The sequence below is a fragment of the Roseateles chitinivorans genome (assembly GCF_002761755.1).
Classification (GTDB): domain Bacteria; phylum Pseudomonadota; class Gammaproteobacteria; order Burkholderiales; family Burkholderiaceae_C; genus Roseateles; species Roseateles chitinivorans.
Map to the genome: position 1 here is coordinate 20,545 of NZ_PEOG01000015.1, position 20,769 is coordinate 41,313.

Sequence of the window (20,769 nt, forward strand, 5' to 3'; positions counted from 1 at the left end):
TGTTGCTGAAGTCCATCCAAGCCGGCGCCATCGCCGCCTCGCTGCTGGCGAGCCCCGTCGTCTTCGCGCAGAAGGCCGACAGCCCGCAGTCCAAGAAGGACGTCATCGCGAAGATCCTGAAGATCCAGCAGCCCGCGATCGAGGCCCTGACCATGGGCGTGCTGAGCCGCCCGGTCAACGAGCTGGCCGCCAAGGCCGCGCCGGCGCTGCGCAACGTGCCCGAGGCCAAGCGCGAGGCCACCGCCAAGCAGATCGACGCCGACCTGCGCAAGTTCCTCGAGGACAACGCCAAGCCGCTGGTCGACAAGGGCCTGAAGCTGGCGCCGTCGACGATGGGCGTGGCGCTGGACGAGAAGTTCACCGAGGACGAACTCAAGCAGCTCCTCGCCTGGCTCGAGTCGCCGGTGAGCAAGAAGTTCGCCGAGTCCTCGCAGGAACTGCAGAGCCTCTACACGAAGAAGCTGATCGACGACAACGGCAAGCAGCTGGACGAGAAGTTCACCGCGTTGCAGCAGAACGTCGCCAAGCAGCTCGGCCTGGAAGCCGGTCCGGCGCCGGCGGCCTCCGCGCCCAAGCCCGCCGCCAAGCCCGCGCCGACTCCGAAGAAGTAAGTCCGCCATCGCGGTCCGGCGCCGGCCCCCAGGCCGGCGTCGCTCCGCCCGGGACGCCCCGCCGCGTCGATCGGTCGACCGGCGTCCGGCGTCCCGGTTGTCGTCCCGTTCTCACCGCGCCTTCCCATGCAAGCCGTCCGCCCCTTCAACTTTTCCGCCGGTCCCGCCGCCCTCCCCCACGAGGTCCTGAGCCAGGTGGCCGAGGAGATGCTGGACTGGCACGGCTCCGGCATGAGCGTGATGGAAATGAGCCACCGCGGTCGCGAGTTCATCTCGATCTATGAGACCGCCGAGGCCGACCTGCGGGAGCTGCTGCAGGTGCCCGAGCACTTCCGCATCCTGTTCATGCAGGGGGGCGGGCTCGGCGAGAACGCGATCCTGCCGCTGAACCTGTCGCGTGGCGGCGCGGTCGACGTCGTCGTCACCGGCTCCTGGTCGAAGAAGAGCGCCGCCGAGGCCAAGCGCTACGCCGACGTCCGCATCGCCGCCAACGCCGCCGAGCTTCCCGGCGCCAACGGCCGCTACCTCGACATTCCCGCGCCCTCGACCTGGCAGCTGCGCCGGGGCGCCTCGTATGTGCACGTCTGCACCAACGAGACCATCGACGGCATCGAGTTCCAGGCCCTGCCCGACCTCAAGGCGCTGGGCCACGACGCGCCGCTGGCGATCGACTTCTCCTCGCACGTGGCGTCGCGCCCGGTCGACTGGTCCAGGGTCGGCCTGGCCTTCGCCGGTGCGCAGAAGAACATCGGTCCGGCCGGCCTGACGCTGGTGATCGTCCGCGAGGACCTGCTGGGCCACGCGCTGCCGATCTGCCCCTCCGCCTTCGACTACAAGATCGTGGCCGAGGCGCAGTCGATGTACAACACGCCACCGACCTTCGGCATCTACGTCGCCGGCCTGGTGTTCCAGTGGCTCAAGCGCTTCGCCTACGGCGGCAAGACCGGCCTGGCCGCGATCGAGCAGCGCAACATCGACAAGGCCGCCCTGCTCTATGCGGCGCTGGACGGCTCCTCCCTGTATGAGAACCGCGTGGCGGCGTCGTGCCGCTCGCGGATGAACGTCCCATTCTTCCTCCGCGACGAGCGTCTGAACGACGCCTTCCTGGCTGGCGCCAAGGAGCGGGGGCTGCTGCAACTCAAAGGCCACAAGTCGGTGGGCGGCATGCGGGCATCGATCTACAACGCGATGCCGCTGGAGGGCGTCCAGGCCCTGGTGAGCTACCTGAAAGACTTCGAGACCCGACATGGCTGACACGCCGAACACGCCCGCCCCCGACGATCCGGCCGCGCCCCCGATGCCGCCGGCGCCGGTGGCCGACCCCGAACTGCTTGCCCTGCGCGACCAGATCGACGCACTCGACAGCCAGCTGCTGACGCTGCTGAACCAGCGCGCCCATGTGGCCGAGCAGGTCGGCGAAATCAAGCGCCGCGACGGCACGCCCTTCTTCCGCCCCGACCGCGTCGCGCAGGTCATCGCCAAGATCAAGGCGGCCAACCAGGGCCCGCTCAAGGGCGAGCACGTCGCCGCGATCTGGCGCGAGATCATGTCCGCCTGCCTTGCGCTGGAGTCGCCGCAGCGGGTCGCGGTGCTGGGTCCCTTCGGCACTTTCTGCGAGCAGGCCGCGATCGAGTACTTCGGCGGCGCCGCCGACCTGATCTACTGCAACAGCTTCGACGAGGTCTTCCACGCCACCGCCTCCGGCAGCGCGCAGTACGGCGTCGTCGGCGTCGAGAACATGACCGAGGGCGTGGTGACGCGCTCGCTCGACCTGTTCCTGCATACCCCCACGCATGTGGTGGGCGAGGTCAGCCTGCTGATCCGCCACAACCTGCTGCGCAAGGAGAACTCGCTGGAAGGCGTCGAGGCGGTGCTGGCCCATCCCCAGGCGCTGGCGCAGTGCCAGAACTGGCTGTCCAAGCACCTGCCCAACGCCGAGCGCCGCGCCGTGTCCAGCAATGCCGAAGGCGCGCGGCTGGCGGCCCAGAACCCGGCCTATGCCGCGATCGCCAGCGAGCGCGCGGCGACCTTGTTCGGCCTGCACATCACCGCGCACGCGGTGCAGGACGAGGCCTACAACCGCACCCGTTTCGCCGTGATCTGCCTGCCGCAGACCATGGCCACCCCCCCGGCCACGGGGCGCGACTGCACCAGCCTCATCGTCTCCGTGGCGAACCGGCCGGGCGCGATGCATGATCTGCTGGTGCCGTTGAAGACGCACGGCGTGTCCATGACCCGCCTGGAGTCGCGTCCGGCCCGCACCGGTCAGTGGGAGTACTACTTCTACATCGACCTGGATGGCCACCCGTCGCAGCCGCACGTCGCGTCGGCGCTGGCGGAGCTGCGGGAGCTGTGCGCGTTCTACAAGGTCATCGGCGCCTACCCGCTGAAGTCCTGACGCTGACGTCTTGAGCGAAAGAGGTTCCTCGCGATGTACAACCAACTCGGCGTGATCGGTTGCGGCCTGATGGGCGGCTCGTTCGCGCTGGCCATGAAGAAAGCCGGCCTGGTGCGCCGGGTGGTGGGCTACAGCAAGAGCCCGTCGACGACCGACACTGCCCGCCGCATGGGCGTGATCGACATCGCCGCCGAATCGGCGCTGCTGGCCGTGTCCGGTTCGGACATCGTGCTGGTGGCGGTGCCGGTCGCCGCGACCGAGTCCACGTTCAAGGCCATCCGCCACCTCGTGCGGGCCGACGTGCTGCTGATGGACGTGGGCTCGACCAAGAGCGACGTCGTCGACGCGGCCAAGCGCGCGCTGGGCAAGCAGTTCCCCAGCTTCGTGCCCGCGCACCCGATCGCCGGCAAGGAGAGCGCTGGCGTGCAGCATGCCGATGCCTCGCTGTACCAGGGCCGCCAGGTCATCCTGACGCCCCTGGAGCAGACCCGGCCGGAGATGGTGCAGAAGGCCACCGACGTCTGGTCGGCGCTGGGGTCGCAGGTGCTCAAGATGGCGCCTCACCACCATGACGAGGCTTTCGCCGCCGTCAGCCACCTGCCGCACCTGCTGGCCTACGCCTACTTCAGCTCGGTCGCCAGACAGCCCTCGGGTCGTGATTTCCTCAGCCTGGCCGGGCCGGGCTTCCGCGACTTCACCCGGATCGCCGCCAGCGATCCGACGATCTGGCGCGACATCCTGATGGCCAACAAGCAGGACCTGTTGACGCAGTCGCAGCGCTTCCGCGAGGTGCTGGACCAGATGGAGCAGGCGATCCGCCAGGGCGACGCGCACGCGCTCGAGACGATGATCCGGCAGGCCTCCGAAGGCCGCGCCCAATGGCAGGCCGGCGCCCCGGCCGCGCCGCCGTCGAAGTCCAAATAACCTCCCCCTTCCCCGTGCGCGGCGCGCCGCGCGCCCACCGCGCCATGTACAAGATTCCCTTCCTGGACCTGCCCCCGCTGCGCGGCGCGGCGGGCACCGTCTCCCTGCCCGGCTCCAAGAGCATCTCCAACCGGGTGCTGCTGCTGGCAGGCCTGTCCGAGGGCGTGACCCGGGTGCACGACCTGCTGGCCTCGGACGACACCAAGGTCATGCTGGCCGCATTGCGCGAGCTGGGCTGCCAGCTCGAGACCGGCGCGGACGGCGTGCTGTCGGTGACCGGCATCGGCGGCCGGCTGCAGGCCCGGCAGACCAAGCTCTTCCTGGGCAACGCCGGCACGGCGATGCGGCCGCTGACCGCGGCGCTGGCGCTGCTGGCGGCGACGCAGGGCGGCGAGTTCGAACTCTCCGGCGTGCCCCGCATGCATGAGCGCCCGATCGGCGACCTGGTCGACGCGCTGCGCGCGCTGGGCTGTCCGATCGACTGCCTCGGCCAGGAGGGCTATCCGCCGCTGCGGCTCAACGGGCCGGCGACGCTGACGCTGGACGCGCCGGTCCGCGTGCGCGGCGATGTGTCGAGCCAGTTCCTGACCGCGCTGCTGCTCGCCCTGCCCCTGGTCGCGGAGCGGGACCTCGTCATCGAGGTCACCGGCGAGCTGATCTCCAAGCCCTATGTCCACATCACGCTGGAGCTGCTGGCCCGCTTCGGCGTCCACGTCCAGCGCGACGACGACTGGCAGCGTTTCGTGATTCCTGCCGGCAGCCGCTACCGCTCGCCGGGCGAGGTGCATGTCGAGGGCGACGCGTCGTCGGCGTCCTATTTCGTCGCGCTCGGCGCGATCGCCGCCACCGACGCGCCGGTGCGCATCGAAGGCGTCGGATCGAGCTCGGTGCAGGGCGACGTCCGTTTCGTCGAGGCGGCGCAGGCGATGGGCGCGCAGGTCGACATCGGCCCGAACTGGCTGGAGGTCCGCCGCGGCGCCTGGCCGCTGAAGGCGCTGGACCTGGACTGCAACCACATCCCCGACGCCGCGATGACGCTGGCGGTGATGGCCCTGTACGCCGACGGCCCGACGACGCTGCGCAACATCGCCTCCTGGCGCGTGAAGGAGACCGACCGCATCGCCGCGATGGCGACCGAGCTGCGCAAGCTCGGCGCGCAGGTCGAGGAAGGCCCGGACTGGCTGCGCGTGCATCCGCTCAAGGCCTGGAACCCGGCGGCCATCCACACCTACGACGACCACCGCGTCGCGATGTGCTTCTCGCTGGCGGCCTTCAACGGCTTGCAGGACGACCGCCAGGGTCCCGCCGTGCCGGTGCGCATCCTGGATCCGCAATGCGTCGCCAAGACCTTCCCGGACTATTTCGAGACGCTGTTCGGCGTGGTACGCGCCAACGTCGAGGACATCCCCGTCATCACGATCGACGGCCCCACCGCCTCGGGCAAGGGCACGCTGACCGACGAGGTCGCCCAGGCGCTGGGCTATGACGTGCTCGACTCGGGCGCGCTGTACCGGGTGACCGGGCTGGCCGCCTCCCGCCACCATGTGGACCTCGACGACGGCGAGGCGGTCGCGGCGCTGGTGCCGACGCTGGACCTGAAGTTCGAATCGGGCCGGGTGCTGCTGGACGAGGAGGACGTCTCGGCCGACCTGCGCCAGGAAGCGACCGGGCTGATGGCCTCGCAGGTCGGCGCCCATCCGGAGGTGCGTCGCGCGCTGCACCAGCTGCAGCTGAACTTCCGCCGCCTGCCCGGCCTGGTGGCCGACGGACGCGACATGGGCACGGCGATCTTCCCGGCCGCGCCGCTGAAGGTCTTCCTGACCGCGAGCGCCGCCACGCGCGCCGAGCGGCGCTACAAGCAATTGATTTCCAAGGGCATTTCGGCTAATATCGACAGCTTGCGCGCTGATCTGGAAGCGCGGGACGCACGCGACAAGGGTCGCAGCGCGTCTCCGCTGCAGGCTGCCGCGGACGCGATCGAGCTGGACAACTCGCAGCAGACCATTGGGGAATCCCGTGATCTGGTGCTGAGCTGGTGGCAGGAGCGCCGTCCGTTCAAGGCCTGAGGCCCAGCGCGCGAACACAGGAGCGTCACCCCTCCCTCCGGACGCCAGTCCACTGGGGGTGACGCATTCGACAACCTAACCCGCAAGTCCGCTTGCAACACAAGCCTTCGCACCTCTCGGATCAGGCCGCTTGACGCATCAAGCCGCCGGACGCTCTGTGCCTGGCAAGGAAATCTCACATGTCCCAAATGGAATCTTTCGCCGCCCTCTTCGAGGAATCGCTGCAGAAGTCGAACATGCGCGCCGGCGAGGTCATCTCGGCTGAAGTCGTCCGCATCGAGCACAACTTCGTGGTCGTCAACGCCGGCCTGAAGTCCGAAGCCTACGTGCCCGTCGACGAATTCAAGAACGACCAGGGCGAAGTCGAAGTCCAGGTCGGCGATTTCATCTCGGTGGCGATCGACGCGATCGAGAACGGCTACGGCGACACCATCCTGTCGCGCGACAAGGCCAAGCGCCTGGCCTCGTGGCTGTCGCTGGAAACCGCCCTGGAGTCGGGCGATTTCGTGACCGGCACCGTCTCCGGCAAGGTCAAGGGCGGCCTGACCGTCCTGGTCAACGGCATCCGCGCCTTCCTGCCCGGTTCGCTGCTGGACACCCGCCCGGTGAAGGACATGAGCCCGTTCGAGGGCAAGACCATGGAATTCAAGGTCATCAAGCTGGACCGCAAGCGCAACAACGTTGTGCTGTCGCGTCGCGCGGTGGTCGAGGCCTCCATGGGTGAAGAGCGCGCCAAGCTGCTCGAGACGCTGACCGAAGGCGCCATCGTCAACGGCGTGGTCAAGAACATCACCGAGTACGGTGCGTTCGTGGACCTGGGCGGCATCGACGGCCTGCTGCACATCACCGACATGGCCTGGCGCCGTGTCCGTCACCCGAGCGAAGTGGTGACGGTCGGCCAGGAACTGACCGCCAAGGTCCTGAAGTTCGACGCCGAGAAGAACCGCGTCTCGCTGGGCCTGAAGCAGCTGGGCGACGACCCGTGGTTCGGTGTGTCGCGCCGCTACCCGGCCAACACCCGCCTGTTCGGCAAGGTCACCAACATCGCCGACTACGGCGCGTTCGTCGAGATCGAGCCGGGCATCGAAGGCCTGGTGCACGTCTCCGAAATGGACTGGACCAACAAGAACGTGGCGCCTTCCAAGGTCGTCTCGCTGGGCGACGAAGTGGAAGTCATGGTCCTGGAGATCGACGAAGACAAGCGTCGCATCTCGCTGGGCATGAAGCAGTGCCGCGCCAACCCGTGGGAAGAGTTCGCCGAGAACGTCAAGCGTGGCGACCGCGTCAAGGGCCCGATCAAGTCGATCACCGACTTCGGCGTGTTCGTGGGCCTGGCCCAGGGCATCGACGGCCTGGTGCACCTGTCCGACCTGTCGTGGAACGAGCCGGGTGAAACCGCCGTCCGCAACTACAAGAAGGGCCAGGAAGTCGACGCCATCGTGCTGGCGGTGGACGTCGAGCGTGAGCGCATCTCGCTGGGCATCAAGCAGCTGGACGGCGATCCGTTCTCGACCTTCGTGTCGGTGAACGACCGTGGCATGACCGTGACCGGCAAGGTCAAGACCGTCGACGCGCGTGGCGCGGAGATCGATCTGGGCGAGGACGTCACCGGCTACCTGCGCGCTTCGGAAATCGCCCGCGACCGCGTGGAAGATGCCCGCAACGTGCTGAAGGAAGGCGACGAAGTCTCGGCCGTGATCATCAACGTCGACCGCAAGTCGCGCAGCATCCAGCTGTCGATCAAGGCGAAGGACAACGCCGACGAACAGCAAGCCATGCAGCGCCTGTCGCAGTCGAACGAGCGTGAGAACGCCGGCACGACGAGCCTGGGCGCCCTGCTGCGCGCCAAGCTGGACAACCAGAACAACGGCTGATCCTCGCGGGACCTGGGCGCCACGCGCAGCGTGGTGTCCGGGCTCAAGAGAATCCCTTGTTCTGGTCGGCGGCGGGCTGAGTTAGCCTGACCGCCGCAGACACGCCAAACCGACGCTCAAGCGCTTCGACAGGCTCGCTCCGCAGCGAGCCTGTTTTTCTTCAGATGCTGACGACCATGACCCGATCCGACCTGGTGGCCCACTTGTCCGAGCGCTTCGGCCAACTCACGCAGCGAGACACCGAGTTCGCGGTCAAGACCATCCTGGACGCGATGTCCGATGCGCTGGCCCGCGGCCACCGCATCGAGATTCGCGGCTTCGGCAGCTTCTCGATCAACCGTCGCCCGCCGCGCATGGGCCGCAATCCGCGCAGCGGCGAGCAGGTGCTGATTCCCGAGAAGCTGGTGCCGCACTTCAAGCCGGGCAAGGCCCTGCGCGAAGCCGTCGACGCGCAACTGCCCGTCACGGACGAGGACCAGCAGGCCGCCTGAGCCTCTCCCCCCTGGCAGGAGCGCCGCGCATCGCGGCGCTTTTTTTTCGTCCCTCCGACGCGGGCCGCCCCGGGCGGTCCACTCGCCCTGCCGAACGTCATGCACTGGGCTTGGCGCAGCGCGCACGCGCCTAGAATCGCCCCCCATGCGAATCCTGGTCTGGCTCTTCCGCGCCTTCCTGTTCTTCTGCCTGTTCGCCTTCGCGCTGAACAACAGCCAGGAGATCGTCGTGCACTGGTTCTTCGGCCAGGCATGGCGCGCTCCCCTGGTGATCGTGGTGCTGCTGACCTTCGGGTTGGGCTGCGCCTTCGGCGTGCTGGCGATGATCCCGGCCTGGTGGCGCCACAAGCGCGCCGCCGCGCGCTCGCTCCCTCCGGCGGACGACCTGCCGCCTTCCGCGGCGACCGCCTCCGCCAACGACCCCAAGATCCCCGATGGAATTTGATCTGAGCTGGCTGCTGATCGGCGTCCCCCTGGTCTTCGGCCTGGGCTGGCTCGCCTCCAAGCTGGACTCGCGCCAGTGGAAGCGTGAACAGCGCGACGCCCCCCGCGCCTACTTCAAGGGCTTGAACCTCCTGCTCAACGAGCAGCAGGACAAGGCCATCGACGCCTTCATCGAGGCGGTGCAGGCCGATCCCGACACCTCCGAGCTGCACTTCGCGCTGGGCAACCTGTTCCGGCGCCGTGGCGAGTACGAGCGCGCGGTGCGGGTGCACCAGCACCTGCTCTCGCGCGGCGACCTGCCCAAGTCCGAACGCGACCGCGCGCAGTACGCGCTCGCGCAGGACTTCTTCAAGGCCGGGCTGTTCGACCGCGCCGAGACGGCCTACGAGGCGCTCAAGGGCACCGCGTTCGACCATGAGGCGGCGCTGGCGCTGCTGTCGCTGTACGAGCGCTCGCGCGAATGGGCCAAGGCGGCGGAGGTCTCCGAGCAGCTCGAGGCCGCCGGCACCGGCAGCTTCGCCAGCCGCATCGCCAACTACTGGTGCGAACTGGCCCTGGAGGCGCAGGCCCGCCAGGATGTGGCCCAGGCCCGCCGCTGGCTGGACCAGGCCCGCGCCCGCGCCCCGCAGTCCGCGCGCGCCTATGTGCTGCTGGGACAGATGCTCGCGCGCCAAGGCGATCAGGCGGGTGCGATGGCCCTGTATGCCGAGCTGCTGAGAGCCAATCCGGACGCCTTCAATCTGGTCGCGCGCGACTATGCCCAGGCGGCGCAAGCGACCGGCACCTCGGTGCAGGCGCTGGCGCTGATCGAGGCCCAGTACCGCCGCCATCCGAGCATGGCCCTGCTGCAGGCGATCGCGCTGCTCGAGCCGGCGCCCGAGGCCCAGCGCCGGCGACTGGCCGAGCACCTGCGGGTCGAGCCGGCGCTGTCCGCCGCGACGCAGCTGCTGCAGCAGAGCCAGGCGCGCCAGCAGCCGTTGGACGACGACGAGGCCCAGCTCGTCGGCACCGCGCTGCAACGCGCGGTCCGACCGCTGCAGCGCTACCGCTGCGCCGCCTGCGGCTTCGAGTCGCAGCACTATTTCTGGCAATGCCCCGGCTGCCTCAGCTGGGACAGCTACCCGCCCCGTCACGTCGAAGAGCTCTGAGCCGATGACCACACCGATGAGCTCCCCCGCGACCACCCCGCCGCCCGCCGCGGCCTCGGGCGGCGACCGCGTCATCCTCTGCATGAAGTGGGGCACCAAGTACGGCCCCGAGTACGTCAATCGCCTGTACGCGATGGTGCGCCGGCACCTGCGCGGCGACTTCCGCTTTGTCTGCCTGACCGACCGCACCGACGGCATACGGCCGGAGGTCGAATGCCGGCCGATCCCGCCACTGGACCTGCCGCCCGGCAGTCCGGAACGCGGCTGGACCAAGCTGACCACCTTCAGCGACGACCTGGTCACCCAGTACGGCCTGAGCGGCACCGCGCTCTTCCTCGATCTGGACGTGGTGATCGTCGACGACATCACCCCCTTCTTCGAGGTGCCGGGCGAATTCCTGATCATTCACGACTGGAAGCGCCCCTGGCGCATCACCGGCAACTCCTCGGTCTACCGCTTCACGTTGGGCGCCCACCCGGATGTGCTGGCCACCTTCCGCCGTGATTTCGACGCCATCCGCGCGAAGTTCCGCAACGAACAGGCCTACCTCTCCGACGAGATGCACAAGAAGGGGCTGTTGAGCTACTGGGACGCGCGCTGGTGCGCGAGCTTCAAGTACCACAGCATCCCGCGCTGGCCGATGAACTACTTCAAGGCGCCGTTCATCCCGGACGGCGCGCGGATCCTGATCTTCCACGGCGTCATGAATCCGCCCGACGCGCTGGCCGGCCGCAGCAACGGCAACTGGCGCCGCCCGAAACCCGCGGCGTGGATCGCCGACCACTGGCATGAGTGAGGCGCCGATGAGCAGCCCTTCCGATCTCCCGTCCCCGGGCATGACCGAGGATGCCGGCGCGCCGCCGCCCTGGCTGTCGGTGCTGATTCCGGTCCACAACGTCAAGGACTACCTGCGCGAGTGCCTGGACTCGGTGCTCGCGCAAGCCGACGACGGGATCGAGGTCCTGATGGTCGACGACTGCTCCACCGACGGCTCCGACGCGCTGGTGCGTGAACTGGTGGCCGCGCATGCGTCCGGGCCGGTGCGTGTGTGGGGGCTGTTCCATGCGCAGAACCAGGGGCTTTCCGGCGCGCGCAACACGATGCTGCAGGCGGCGCGCGGCGACTACGTCTGGTTCCTCGATTCCGACGATTACCTGATGCCCGGCGCCATCCCGCGCCTGCGCGCGGTGATCCGGGAGCACGCGCCTTCGCTGGTGCTGTGCGACTTCTTCATGCTGCGCGAGCGCGTCAAGCTCAAGCACAAGCTGCGGGGCGAGATGCACCGGCGCACCTTCTTCGGCCCGGAGCGCCAGTTGCTTCGCGCCCCGTCGCGGCTGCTGCGCGGGCTCTTCGAGGCCGGGCAGATGCACAGCTGGTCCAAGATCGCTCGACGCAGCCTGTGGGGCGAGCAGTTGCGCTTCCCGGTCGGCCGCTACTTCGAGGACATGGCCACCACGCCCTTCCTGGCGCTGCTGGCCGACACCGCGTGGTACGAGCCGGCGGTCTGGGTGGCCTACCGCCAGCGTCAGGGCTCGATCCTGGCCACGCCCAACCTCACCAAGGCCGAGCACCTGGCCCATGCGCTCGCGAACCTGCGCGACGCGGCCGCCGGCAAGGGGCTCGACGACGACGCCCTGTTCGCCTGGGCCCACTTCGCCGCGCGCAACTTCATCGGCGCCTCGCGCATGGCGGACAAGGCGCTGCCCGAGGGCTGCACCAGCGCGGTCGCGATGTTCCGTCAGGCCTTCGAGGAGGCCTCGCCGATCGCGCTGCGCGAGCTCGATCGGGCCTACAAGCGGCGCGGCTGGTTCGTCCGCGCGCTGCGCCTGCGCTACTGGCTGCGCCGCGCCGAAGGGCCGCGCGCGGCGGCGGCGGCCTGAACCGCCAAGCCGGGAAGCGCGTCGCTCGAAGGCCTCGCGGACCGGCTCACAGCGACAGCAGCAGGTCCTCGTAGCGACGCATCATCAGATCGACGCCATGCTCCTCGATGGCGCGCGCCCGTGCCGCCGTGCCCAGACGGCCGGCCAGTTCCGGGTCCCGCAGCAGGCGCTCCAGCGCGTCGGCGAGCGCAACCGGGTCGGCCTCCGGCACCAGCAGCCCGGTGCGCCCTTCCTCCAGCACGCCTTCCACGCCGGGCACCAGCGAGGCCACGCAGGCGCAGCCCGCCGCCATCGCTTCCAGCAGGGCCAGCGGCATGCCTTCCCAGTGCGTCGACAGCACGAAGATCCGCTGGCTCATCAACAGGCCCGGCACATCGCCGTGATGCCCGAGGAAGCGGACCTGCCCGTCCAGGCCCAGCTGGCGGGTCAGCCGCTCGGTGGCGCGGCGATACGACGCCTTGCCGCCGCCGGCGAGTTGAAGCACCGGCCGCAGACCGCGCTCGCGCAGCACCGCGAGCGCGCGGATCAGCGTCTGCGGATCCTTCTGGCGCGCGAAGCGGGCTGACATCACGATGCCGGGCTCGCGCATGCTCGCCGGCAGCGCGTCCGCGGCGGCGAAGCGGTCGAGGCGGATGCCATTCGGGATGGCAGTGGTCTTCTCTTCCGGCATGCCCAGGTCGACCAGGCGTCGTCGCACGCCTTCCGACACGCCGACCAGCCGGGCGCTCACGGCGCTGAGGCGGCGTGCCTGCGCGCGTGCGCACGGGGTGTAGCGCTCGCGCGAGTTGTGCTCGACCTGCACCAGGGCCGGCACGCCGGCCAGACGCCCGGCGCGGCGACCGAGCAGGTGCTCGGGGAATCCATGCGCCACCACCACGTCGGGCCGCAGGCGTTCGCACAGGCGGCGCAGCGCCCAGACGGTGATCAGATGCGCCCAGCCCGGTACGACATGAACCGGCAGCCCCTGATCGCGGAGCGCCTGGATGCGGGCGAGCTTGGTGGCGTTCTCGGTGCGCTGCTTGCGACGCAGCACGAGGATGGGCTCGATGCGGGCGCTGTGCAGCTGGGCCAGGCACAGGTCGACGGCCACCTGCGTGGCGCCCGAGAAGCCGCCGGTGACGAAGTGCAGCACGCGGCGGCGCGGGGGCGCCGACGTCGCGCTCGGGGAGGATGGGAGCATCGCGGCAGTGTATCGGCGCACGTTCGGTTACCGACCGCTCGTGCCCACAGCCCACAGCCCACAGCCCACGGCCCGATGGACCGATGGACCGATGGACCGATGGACCGATGGACCGATGGACCGATGGACCGATGGACGGATGGACGGATGGACGGATGGACGGATGGACGGAGGACGGAGGACGGAGGACGATCGTGATGGATGGCGAGGGTGGCGGGCACGGCGTCTGCTGGAGCCTGGCGGCGGAGCCGGTGCCCCTTGGAGCGAATTCCGAGCTGCGCGCAGGAGATTGAGCGAGAAGGGGCACCGGCTCCGCCGCCAGGCGGGGCGGTCCTCGGTCTCCGGTCTCCGGCGCCAGGTCCACCCAAAGCTCCACGAGAATCCGCCCCAAAACTGGGTTCTTTCCGAGACCCCTTCCCGCCCGGCGCGGCCACAATCCGCCCCATATCCAGAAGCAGGAGACGGCCGCGAGGCCGAACCATGAAGACTGATTACCTGATTGTCGGCGCCGGCTTCGCCGGTTCGGTCTGTGCGCGCGTGCTGGCCGATGCGGGCAAGACCGTCCACGTGATCGACAAGCGGCCGCACATCGGTGGCAATGCCTACGACGAGCGCGATGCGCATGGCGTGCTGATCCACCCCTATGGTCCGCATATCTTCCACACGAATGCAAAGAAGGTCTTCGAGTTTCTGTCGCGCTTCACCACCTGGCGCTTCTACGAGCACCGGGTGCTGGCCAAGGTCGGCGAGCAGCTGCTCCCGATCCCGATCAACCGCACGACGATCAACCAGCTCTACGGCCTGTCGCTGACCGAGGACGAGGTGCAGGGCTACCTGGAGACGGTGCGCGAGCCCCGGGACCCGATCCAGACCAGCGAGGACGTGGTGCTGAACAGTGTCGGCCGCGACCTGTGCGACAAGTTTTTCCGCGGCTACACGAAGAAGCAGTGGGGGCTGGACCTGTCGCAGCTCTCGGCCGGTGTGGCGGCTCGAATCCCGACGCGCAGCAACGACGACGACCGCTACTTCGGCGACACCTTCCAGTTCATGCCGGCGGACGGGTACACCGCGATGTTCGAGCGGCTGCTGGACCATCCGGCCATCACGGTCCGCACCGGCGTGGACTTCCAGGACGTGCGCGGCGACTTCCCCGGCGCGCACATCATCTACACCGGCCCGATCGATGCGTTCTTCGGTCACTGCCACGGCCCGCTGCCCTACCGCAGCCTGCGCTTCGACCATGAGCACCTGCCCACCACGACGCAGGTGCAGCCGGTGGGCACGGTCAACTATCCCAACGACCACGATTACACCCGCATCACCGAGTTCAAGCACCTGACCGGCGAGACGCATGCCGGCACGTCGATCGTGCGCGAGTACCCGCAGGCCGAAGGCGATCCCTATTACCCGGTGCCGCGGCCCGAGAACGAGGCGCTCTACAAGCGCTATGCCGAGATGGCGGAGAAGGCCGAGGGCGTCACCTTCGTCGGCCGCCTGGCGCAGTATCGCTACTACAACATGGACCAGATCGTCGCCGCCGCCCTGAAGACGGCGCAGGACCTGCTGGAAGCGCCGCAGGCCTGAACACCGATGAGCTTGTATTCCGAAGACCGGCCGCGCGATGCGGTCCGGCGCCCGCTCGTCCTGGTCTCCTGGGATGGCGTCAGCCTGCCGCTGGGCCTGGTCCACCTGGACGCCACACCCGAATTCGACTGGATCCTGTTCGACTACACCGGCCGCCAGGCGCCCGGCCGGCGCGAGCTGCGCGGCCAGGCGGTCACCGTGCTGGCCGCGGCGACCGAGTGCAAGGGCGAGATCTACAGGCACCTCGCCGACCACCTGGCCGCGACCGCCGCGGACCCCGCGACCGGGCCGTGGCCCGAGTACGTGGGCGTGATCGACGACGACATCCTGCTCTCCGTCACGCAGATCAACACCGCGCTGCACCTGGGCCGGTGCGAGCGGCTGGACGTGTTCTCGCCCTCGCTGAGCCACGACAGCCCGTACTCCCATCACTGGATGCGGCATCAGCCGCACCGCATCTACCGGGAGGTGGATTGGGTCGAGGTGATGATGCCGTTCTACCGGGGCGAGCTGTTCATGGCCGCCCGCGCGCATTACCAGGACAACATCTCGTCCTGGGGTCTGGACCGCTTCATGATCCCGACGCTCCAGCAGTTGCGTGGCCAGACGCGCACCGCGCTGCTGGACGCGGTGATGGCCAGCCATCGCCGCCCGGTGACCAGCGGCGGGAAGGTCTACCGCAACGGTCGCACCGCCTGGCAGGAACGGCAGATCCTGCGCCAGGCCAGCCTGGACCTGATCGCCCGTGAAGCGCCCCAACTGCTGACCAGCGCCTGGTATCACCGCACCTTCGTGCGTCGGGAGACCCCCAACAAGTGGGTGCGGTGGAAGCGACGCGTCGCCCGGGTGGTGGCGGACTGGCTCGACGACTGCCGCTGAGCCCCCCATCGCGCCCGCGCCCGCCTGATCCAGGGCGGTCCGGGACTCCGGCACAATCGCCGCTTCCTCCTTCGATCCCCTGGCCGGAGCCGGCATCTCGCGCCCGGCGCCGGCCTGCGCCATGACCGATCAAGCTTCCGCCAAAGACACCGAACCGCTCGGCCCCACCGCGAGCCGCCTCTGGCGCTTCATGAAGCCCCACCGCTGGGGCCTGCTGCTGTCGGTCATCGCCTTCGTCCTGGTGGCCTCGACCGAGCCGCTGATCCCCAAGCTGCTGGGCTACGCGCTCGGCGAGGGCTTCAATGCCAAGCCCACGAATGTCGCCGGCTTCGCGGTCCCGGGCGCCGCGCCGGCCACCTCGGCCGCAGCGGTGACGCCTGCCGCTTCAGCGATGTCACCGGCAGCGGCCACGTCGATCGCATCGGCGGCATCGGCCACGGCCGTCGCGCCACCCGCGTCCGCGGCCTCCTCGCCGTCCCGGCCCTCGATGGCCGAGGTCAACCTGAACTACAGCTTCCCGATCTGGATGGTGCCGATCGTCCTGATCGGCCTGTTCGCCGCGCGCGGGTTGTTCACCTTCTGCGGCCAGTACATGCTGAACTGGACGATCTCCCGCACGGTGATGGACATCCGCACCGCGCTGCTGCAGGTGCTGCTGCGCGCGGATGCCCGCGTCTACACCAGCCTGCAGCCGGCCACCGCGGTCACCAAGGTCGTCAACGATCCGCAGCATGTCGTCACGCTGATCGCCGGCGCGCTGATCACCATCCTGCGCGACGGCCTGCCGGCACTGGCGCTGATGGGCTACCTGTTCTTCATCAACTGGAAGCTGACGCTGCTGTCGCTGATCACCGTGCCGGGGCTGGCCTTCGTCGTGCGCAAGGTCAACCGGCGGGTGCGGCGCATGGGCAGCTGGGCCTATGACGCGCAGCTGCGGCTGGTCTCGGTGATCGAGGACGTCACCCGCGCCTGGCGCGTGGTGCGCAGCTTCGACGCCGCCGACTACGAGCGCCGCCGCTTCGCCGAGCGGGCCCGCGAGGTGCAGCGCAGCACGCTGAAGACGGCCGCCTCCAATGCGATGGCGCAGCCGCTGTCGCAGTTGATGGCCAGCGTCGGCATCTCGATCATCGTCAGCCTGGCGCTGTACCAGTCGCGGGTGAACGGGACCGGCGTCGGCGAGTTCGCCTCCTTCGTCGCCGCGCTGCTCTTCATGAGCTCGCGCCTGCGCCACCTCAGCGACGTGATGCAGCCCATCACCAACGCGCTGGTCGTGGCGCGCGGCTGCATGGGCCTGCTGGACACGCCGCCCGAGCCCGACACCGGCACCCGCGAACTGCGCGACGTGCGCGGCGACATCGCCCTGCAGCAGGTCACCCTGCGTTATCCCGGCGCCAACCGCGATGCGCTCGCGGCCATGGACCTGCACATCCCGGCGGGCCGCACGACGGCGCTGGTCGGCAGTTCGGGCGCGGGCAAGACCTCGGTGGTGAACCTGCTGCTCGGCTTCGAGCGGCCGGACAGCGGGCGCATCCTGCTGGACGGCGTGCCGATCGACGAGCTGACCAAGGCCAACCTGCGGCGCCAGTTCGCGGTGGTGTCGCAGGATATCGTGCTCTTCGACCTCTCGATCGCCGACAACATCGCCTACGCGCAGGAACGCGACGATGCCAAGCTCGAGCAGGTGCTGCGGGCGGCGGCGCTGTGGGACTTCGTCCAGTCGCTGCCCGAGGGGCTGGACACGACGGTGGGCGCCAACGGCAGCAAGCTGTCGGGCGGCCAGCGGCAGCGCCTGGCGATCGCCCGGGCGCTGTACAAGGACGCGCCGGTCTGGATCTTCGACGAGGCGACCTCCGCGCTCGACACCGAGAGCGAGCGCGCCGTGCAGCAGGCGCTGGAGCAGTGGCAGGGTCGCAAGACGCTGATCGTGATCGCGCACCGGCTGTCGACGATCCGCCGCGCCGACTGCATCCAGGTGCTGGCCGACGGCCAGGTCGTCGAGTCCGGCGACCACGACGCGCTGATGGCGCGGGACGGTGTCTACGCCGGCATGGTGAAGGTCCAGCACTGAGGACGCTTGCCGTCAGGTGCTTCGCTGGCGGCAAACACATCGGACACGCCGCGCCGCCGCCGGCCCGGCCTGTTTCACTGCTTGTCGGCCTTGACACAAAGACGATAAGCGCAGGACAAAGCCGCTCGTTCCAATGCGGGACATCCCCTTCAGGAGTCCCGCATGCAGCCTCACCGCCACACCCCCGGTTCCCACGAGCCAGCGCACCACGACGGCCACGACCATGACGGTGGCCTTGCGCACGACCTCGCCGTGCTGCAGCAGCGCCGCCGTGCCCTGGGCCTGCTGGCCGGCATCGCGGGCATCGGCGGCCTGTCGCTGATCGGCTGCGGCGGAGGCGGCTCGGACGCCGGGACCAGCACCGTGAGCACGGGCTCCACCGGATCCACCGGCTCGACCGGCTCGACGGGTTCGACGGGATCCACCGGCTCGACGGGCACCACGAGCAGTTGCTCGGTCATCCCGGAGGAGACCGCCGGCCCCTATCCCGGCGACGGCTCCAACAGCAACGGCAGCGGCGTGACCAACGCATTGGCGCTCAGCGGCATTCTGCGCAGCGACATCCGCAGCAGCATCGGCACCGCCAGCGGCACGGCCGGCGGCGTGCCGCTGACGCTGACCATCGACCTGGTCAACACCAACAGCAGCTGCGCCGACCTGTCGGGCTACGCGATCTACCTGTGGCACTGCGACCGCGAGGGCCGCTACTCGCTGTACAGCTCGAGCATCGTCAACGAGAACTACCTGCGCGGCGTGCAAAGCACCGGCAGCGACGGCACGGTCACCTTCACCACCATCTTCCCGGGCTGCTACGACGGCCGCATGCCCCACATGCATTTCGAGGTCTATCCGAGCGCCAGCGCGGCCACCTCCTACGCCAACAAGATCAAGACCTCGCAGATCGCGTTCCCGACCGACGTCTGCACGACGGTCTACAGCACCGCATCGGGCTACAGCAGCAGCCTGACCAACTTCAACCGGATCAGCTTCTCGACCGACAACGTCTTCAGCGACGGCTACACGACGCAGCTCGCCACGCTCAGCGGCGACGTCACCAACGGCTACACCGCGACGCTGACGGTGGGCATCTCTGCGTGAGAGCCCTGCCCATGCTGCCCCCTGCCGACGACGGAATGCGCGGTGTATCGTCCGTGGCTCGGGCCGGCATGCCGCCGGCCGCGGTCGTGGAGGCGCGCATGACGCGGTGTCTGGTGGTCGACGACGATGCGGAGATCCGCCGGTCGCTCGATGCGTACTTGCAAAAGTTCAGCGTGACGGTGAGCGCCGCGGCCGACGGCCGCGAGATGCGCCGGCTGATGGCGATGCAGGTCTTCGACGTCGTCGTGCTGGACCTGATGCTGCCGGACGAGAACGGCCTGACGCTGTGCCAATGGATCCAGCAGCACCATCCGTCGGTGCCGGTGATCATGCTGACGGCGCATGGCGATCCCATCAGCCGGGTGCTCGGGCTGGAGATGGGCGCGGACGACTACCTGGCCAAGCCCTTCGAGCCCCGTGAGCTGGTGGCGCGCATCCATGCGATCCGGCGCCGTGCGCGCCGCGGCGAGAACGAGGTGCAGACGCGCCGCGAGTTCCGCTTCGAAGGCTGGGCCTTCGACCGGCTGCTGCGCCAGCTGGTGTCGCCGCAGCAAGTGGTGGTGCCGCTGTCCAGCGCCGAGTTCCGCATGCTGAGCGCGCTGGTCGAGCGCCCCGGCCGCGTGCTCAGCCGTGAGCAGCTGATCGAGCTGACGCGCGCGCCAGGCGTGGAGGTGAACGACCGCAGCGTGGATCTGACGATCTCCCGCCTGCGCCAGAAGTTGGGCGACTCGTCCAAGGAGCCGCGCCTGATCCGCACGATGCGCGGCGAGGGTTATCTCTTCGACGCCCAGGTGCAGGCTTGAGCGGGCCGACGCGCGGGAAGCGGTGGTTCGCCGCGTGGCGCGAGCGGCTGGGACGCGCCTTCGGCGACACGCTGGCGCGGCGGATCTTCCTGCTGCTGTGGGTCACGCTGGTGGCGGCACAGGCGCTGGCCATCGGCGTGGTGACCTGGTCGCGCGGCGAGTTCGCCGCCGCCCGCGTGCCTGGCGCCCCCTCGCTGCCGCCACTCCCCGGGCTGATGCGCGAGCCGCGGCAACCGGAGCCGCCGCACGCGCCGCCGCAAGGGCGGCTCGATCCGCACGCCGAGCCACCGCCGGACGCGGGGCACGACGTGCCGCTGCCCGGCGACCTCCCGATGCCGCCGCGCGAGGAGTTCCATGGATTTCCGCCCCCACCCGCGCAGACGCAGACGCCAGGACAAGGGCCGCAGTGGCATGGCCCGTTTCGTGCGCTGACCGGCTGGGAGTTGACGCTGGACTACGGCATCCGCCTGCTGGTCACCGGCCTGGCGGCGTGGATCGCGTCACGCTGGCTGTCCCGGCCGATGCGGGAGCTGGCGAAGGCCTCGCAGGCGCTGGGACAGTCGCTGCACCAGCAGGAGCGGCTGCCGCTGCTCGACGAGCGGCAAGGCACGATCGAGATGCGCGAGGCGGCGCAGGTCTTCAACGCGATGGCACGGCAGCTGCGACGCCAGTTCAACGAGCGCGGCCTGATGGTGGCGGCGATCTCGCACGACCTGCGCACGCCGCTGACGCGGCTGCGGATGCGCCTGGAGACGCTGGACATCGAGGAACTGCAGCGCCAGCGCTCGGTCGAGGACATCCGGGAGATGAATGCGCTGGTGGACGCGGTGATGGAGCTGTTCCGCGGCGATGGTCCCGGCGCGGCCGAGCCGCTGCAGGACGTCGACCTGGTTGCGCTGGCGCAGGCGCTGACGGACGACTTGATCGAGCAGGCGATGCCGGTGAGCTTCGAGGGCGGTGACGCGCAGGTGCTGGCCAAGGGCCAGCCGATGGCGCTGCGGCGGGTGCTGGGCAACCTGATCGGCAATGCGGTGCGCTACGGCGGTCGCGCCGAGGTCCGGGTGGGACGCGACGCGCAAGGCCCGTGGCTGCGCGTGACGGATGCCGGACCGGGCATCCCGGCCGACCAGCTCGACGCGGTGTTCGAGCCCTTCTACCGATTGGAGGACTCGCGCAACCGCCACACGGGCGGGGCCGGCCTGGGACTCTACATCGCTCGGGAATTGACGCTGCGCCAGCGCGGCTCGCTGGTGCTGAGCAACCGGCCCGAGGGCGGGTTGATGGCGGAGCTGCGGTTGACGCAGTGAGACGCAGCGAGCCA

The 20,769-nt window shown here is 69.4% G+C and carries 18 protein-coding genes; 17 read left to right on the forward strand and 1 reads right to left on the reverse strand.

Annotation, left to right across the window (positions count from 1 at the left end; genetic code table 11):
* The first annotated feature begins 2 nt into the window (after positions 1–2).
* From CS062_RS07075 to CS062_RS07125, 11 genes are all read left to right on the forward strand, one after another.
* Entirely contained in the window at positions 3–611 is a 609-nt protein-coding gene (locus CS062_RS07075; RefSeq protein WP_158238695.1) for a DUF2059 domain-containing protein, read from the forward strand.
* 126 nt (positions 612–737) lie between these two features.
* A complete protein-coding gene (gene serC, locus CS062_RS07080; RefSeq protein ID WP_099860766.1) occupies positions 738–1,865 on the forward strand; it encodes a 3-phosphoserine/phosphohydroxythreonine transaminase in 1,128 nt (375 codons plus the stop codon).
* 43 nt (positions 1,866–1,908) lie between these two features.
* On the forward strand, positions 1,909–3,009 hold the full coding sequence (gene pheA, locus CS062_RS07085; RefSeq protein ID WP_099860846.1) for a prephenate dehydratase: 1,101 nt from the start codon (positions 1,909–1,911) through the stop codon (positions 3,007–3,009).
* Positions 3,010–3,042: 33 nt separating this feature from the next.
* On the forward strand, positions 3,043–3,933 hold the full coding sequence (locus CS062_RS07090; RefSeq protein ID WP_099860767.1) for a prephenate dehydrogenase: 891 nt from the start codon (positions 3,043–3,045) through the stop codon (positions 3,931–3,933).
* A 44-nt stretch (positions 3,934–3,977) separates the two neighbouring features.
* Entirely contained in the window at positions 3,978–5,999 is a 2,022-nt protein-coding gene (locus CS062_RS07095) for a bifunctional 3-phosphoshikimate 1-carboxyvinyltransferase/cytidylate kinase (RefSeq protein ID WP_099860848.1), read from the forward strand.
* A 188-nt stretch (positions 6,000–6,187) separates the two neighbouring features.
* The gene (gene rpsA / locus CS062_RS07100; protein ID WP_099860769.1) at positions 6,188–7,873 is read left to right on the forward strand and encodes a 30S ribosomal protein S1; all 1,686 of its coding nucleotides are present in this window, start codon (positions 6,188–6,190) and stop codon (positions 7,871–7,873) included.
* Positions 7,874–8,049: 176 nt separating this feature from the next.
* Positions 8,050–8,364, forward strand: a complete 315-nt coding sequence (locus CS062_RS07105; RefSeq protein WP_088403971.1) for an integration host factor subunit beta — start codon at positions 8,050–8,052, stop codon at positions 8,362–8,364.
* Positions 8,365–8,509: 145 nt separating this feature from the next.
* Entirely contained in the window at positions 8,510–8,809 is a 300-nt protein-coding gene (locus tag CS062_RS07110; protein WP_091733220.1) for a LapA family protein, read from the forward strand.
* Positions 8,799–9,956: a lipopolysaccharide assembly protein LapB gene (lapB, locus tag CS062_RS07115; RefSeq protein ID WP_099860770.1), complete on the forward strand. Its 1,158-nt coding sequence runs from the start codon at positions 8,799–8,801 to the stop codon at positions 9,954–9,956. Before CS062_RS07110 ends, lapB begins: the two co-directional genes overlap by 11 nt.
* 16 nt (positions 9,957–9,972) lie before the next feature.
* Entirely contained in the window at positions 9,973–10,752 is a 780-nt protein-coding gene (locus CS062_RS07120; RefSeq protein WP_099860772.1) for a glycosyltransferase, read from the forward strand.
* A gap of 7 nt (positions 10,753–10,759) precedes the next feature.
* Positions 10,760–11,836 (forward strand): glycosyltransferase family 2 protein, encoded by a 1,077-nt coding sequence (locus CS062_RS07125; RefSeq protein WP_233217955.1) that lies wholly within the window; start codon positions 10,760–10,762, stop codon positions 11,834–11,836.
* Positions 11,837–11,882: 46 nt separating this feature from the next.
* Here CS062_RS07125 and CS062_RS07130 read toward each other — a convergent pair whose 3' ends face one another.
* On the reverse strand, positions 11,883–13,016 hold the full coding sequence (locus CS062_RS07130; RefSeq protein WP_099860774.1) for a glycosyltransferase: 1,134 nt from the start codon (positions 13,014–13,016) through the stop codon (positions 11,883–11,885).
* 480 nt (positions 13,017–13,496) lie between these two features.
* Between CS062_RS07130 and glf the strand changes: the two genes are divergently transcribed.
* From glf to CS062_RS07160, 6 genes are all read left to right on the forward strand, one after another.
* Positions 13,497–14,600: a UDP-galactopyranose mutase gene (gene glf / locus CS062_RS07135; protein ID WP_099860775.1), complete on the forward strand. Its 1,104-nt coding sequence runs from the start codon at positions 13,497–13,499 to the stop codon at positions 14,598–14,600.
* Between the two features lie 6 nt (positions 14,601–14,606).
* A complete protein-coding gene (locus tag CS062_RS07140) occupies positions 14,607–15,479 on the forward strand; it encodes a hypothetical protein (RefSeq protein ID WP_099860777.1) in 873 nt (290 codons plus the stop codon).
* Positions 15,480–15,600: 121 nt separating this feature from the next.
* A complete protein-coding gene (msbA, locus tag CS062_RS07145) occupies positions 15,601–17,547 on the forward strand; it encodes a lipid A export permease/ATP-binding protein MsbA (RefSeq protein WP_099860778.1) in 1,947 nt (648 codons plus the stop codon).
* A 162-nt stretch (positions 17,548–17,709) separates the two neighbouring features.
* Positions 17,710–18,645, forward strand: a complete 936-nt coding sequence (locus tag CS062_RS07150; protein ID WP_099860779.1) for a dioxygenase family protein — start codon at positions 17,710–17,712, stop codon at positions 18,643–18,645.
* A 98-nt stretch (positions 18,646–18,743) separates the two neighbouring features.
* Positions 18,744–19,448 carry a response regulator gene (locus CS062_RS07155; protein WP_199174188.1) on the forward strand — a complete coding sequence of 235 codons (705 nt, stop codon included), beginning with the start codon at positions 18,744–18,746 and terminating at the stop codon, positions 19,446–19,448.
* Positions 19,445–20,755, forward strand: coding sequence for an ATP-binding protein (locus CS062_RS07160; RefSeq protein ID WP_099860780.1), 1,311 nt, complete (start codon positions 19,445–19,447; stop codon positions 20,753–20,755). The genes CS062_RS07155 and CS062_RS07160 overlap by 4 nt, the downstream gene beginning before the upstream one ends.
* Positions 20,756–20,769 lie beyond the last annotated feature (14 nt).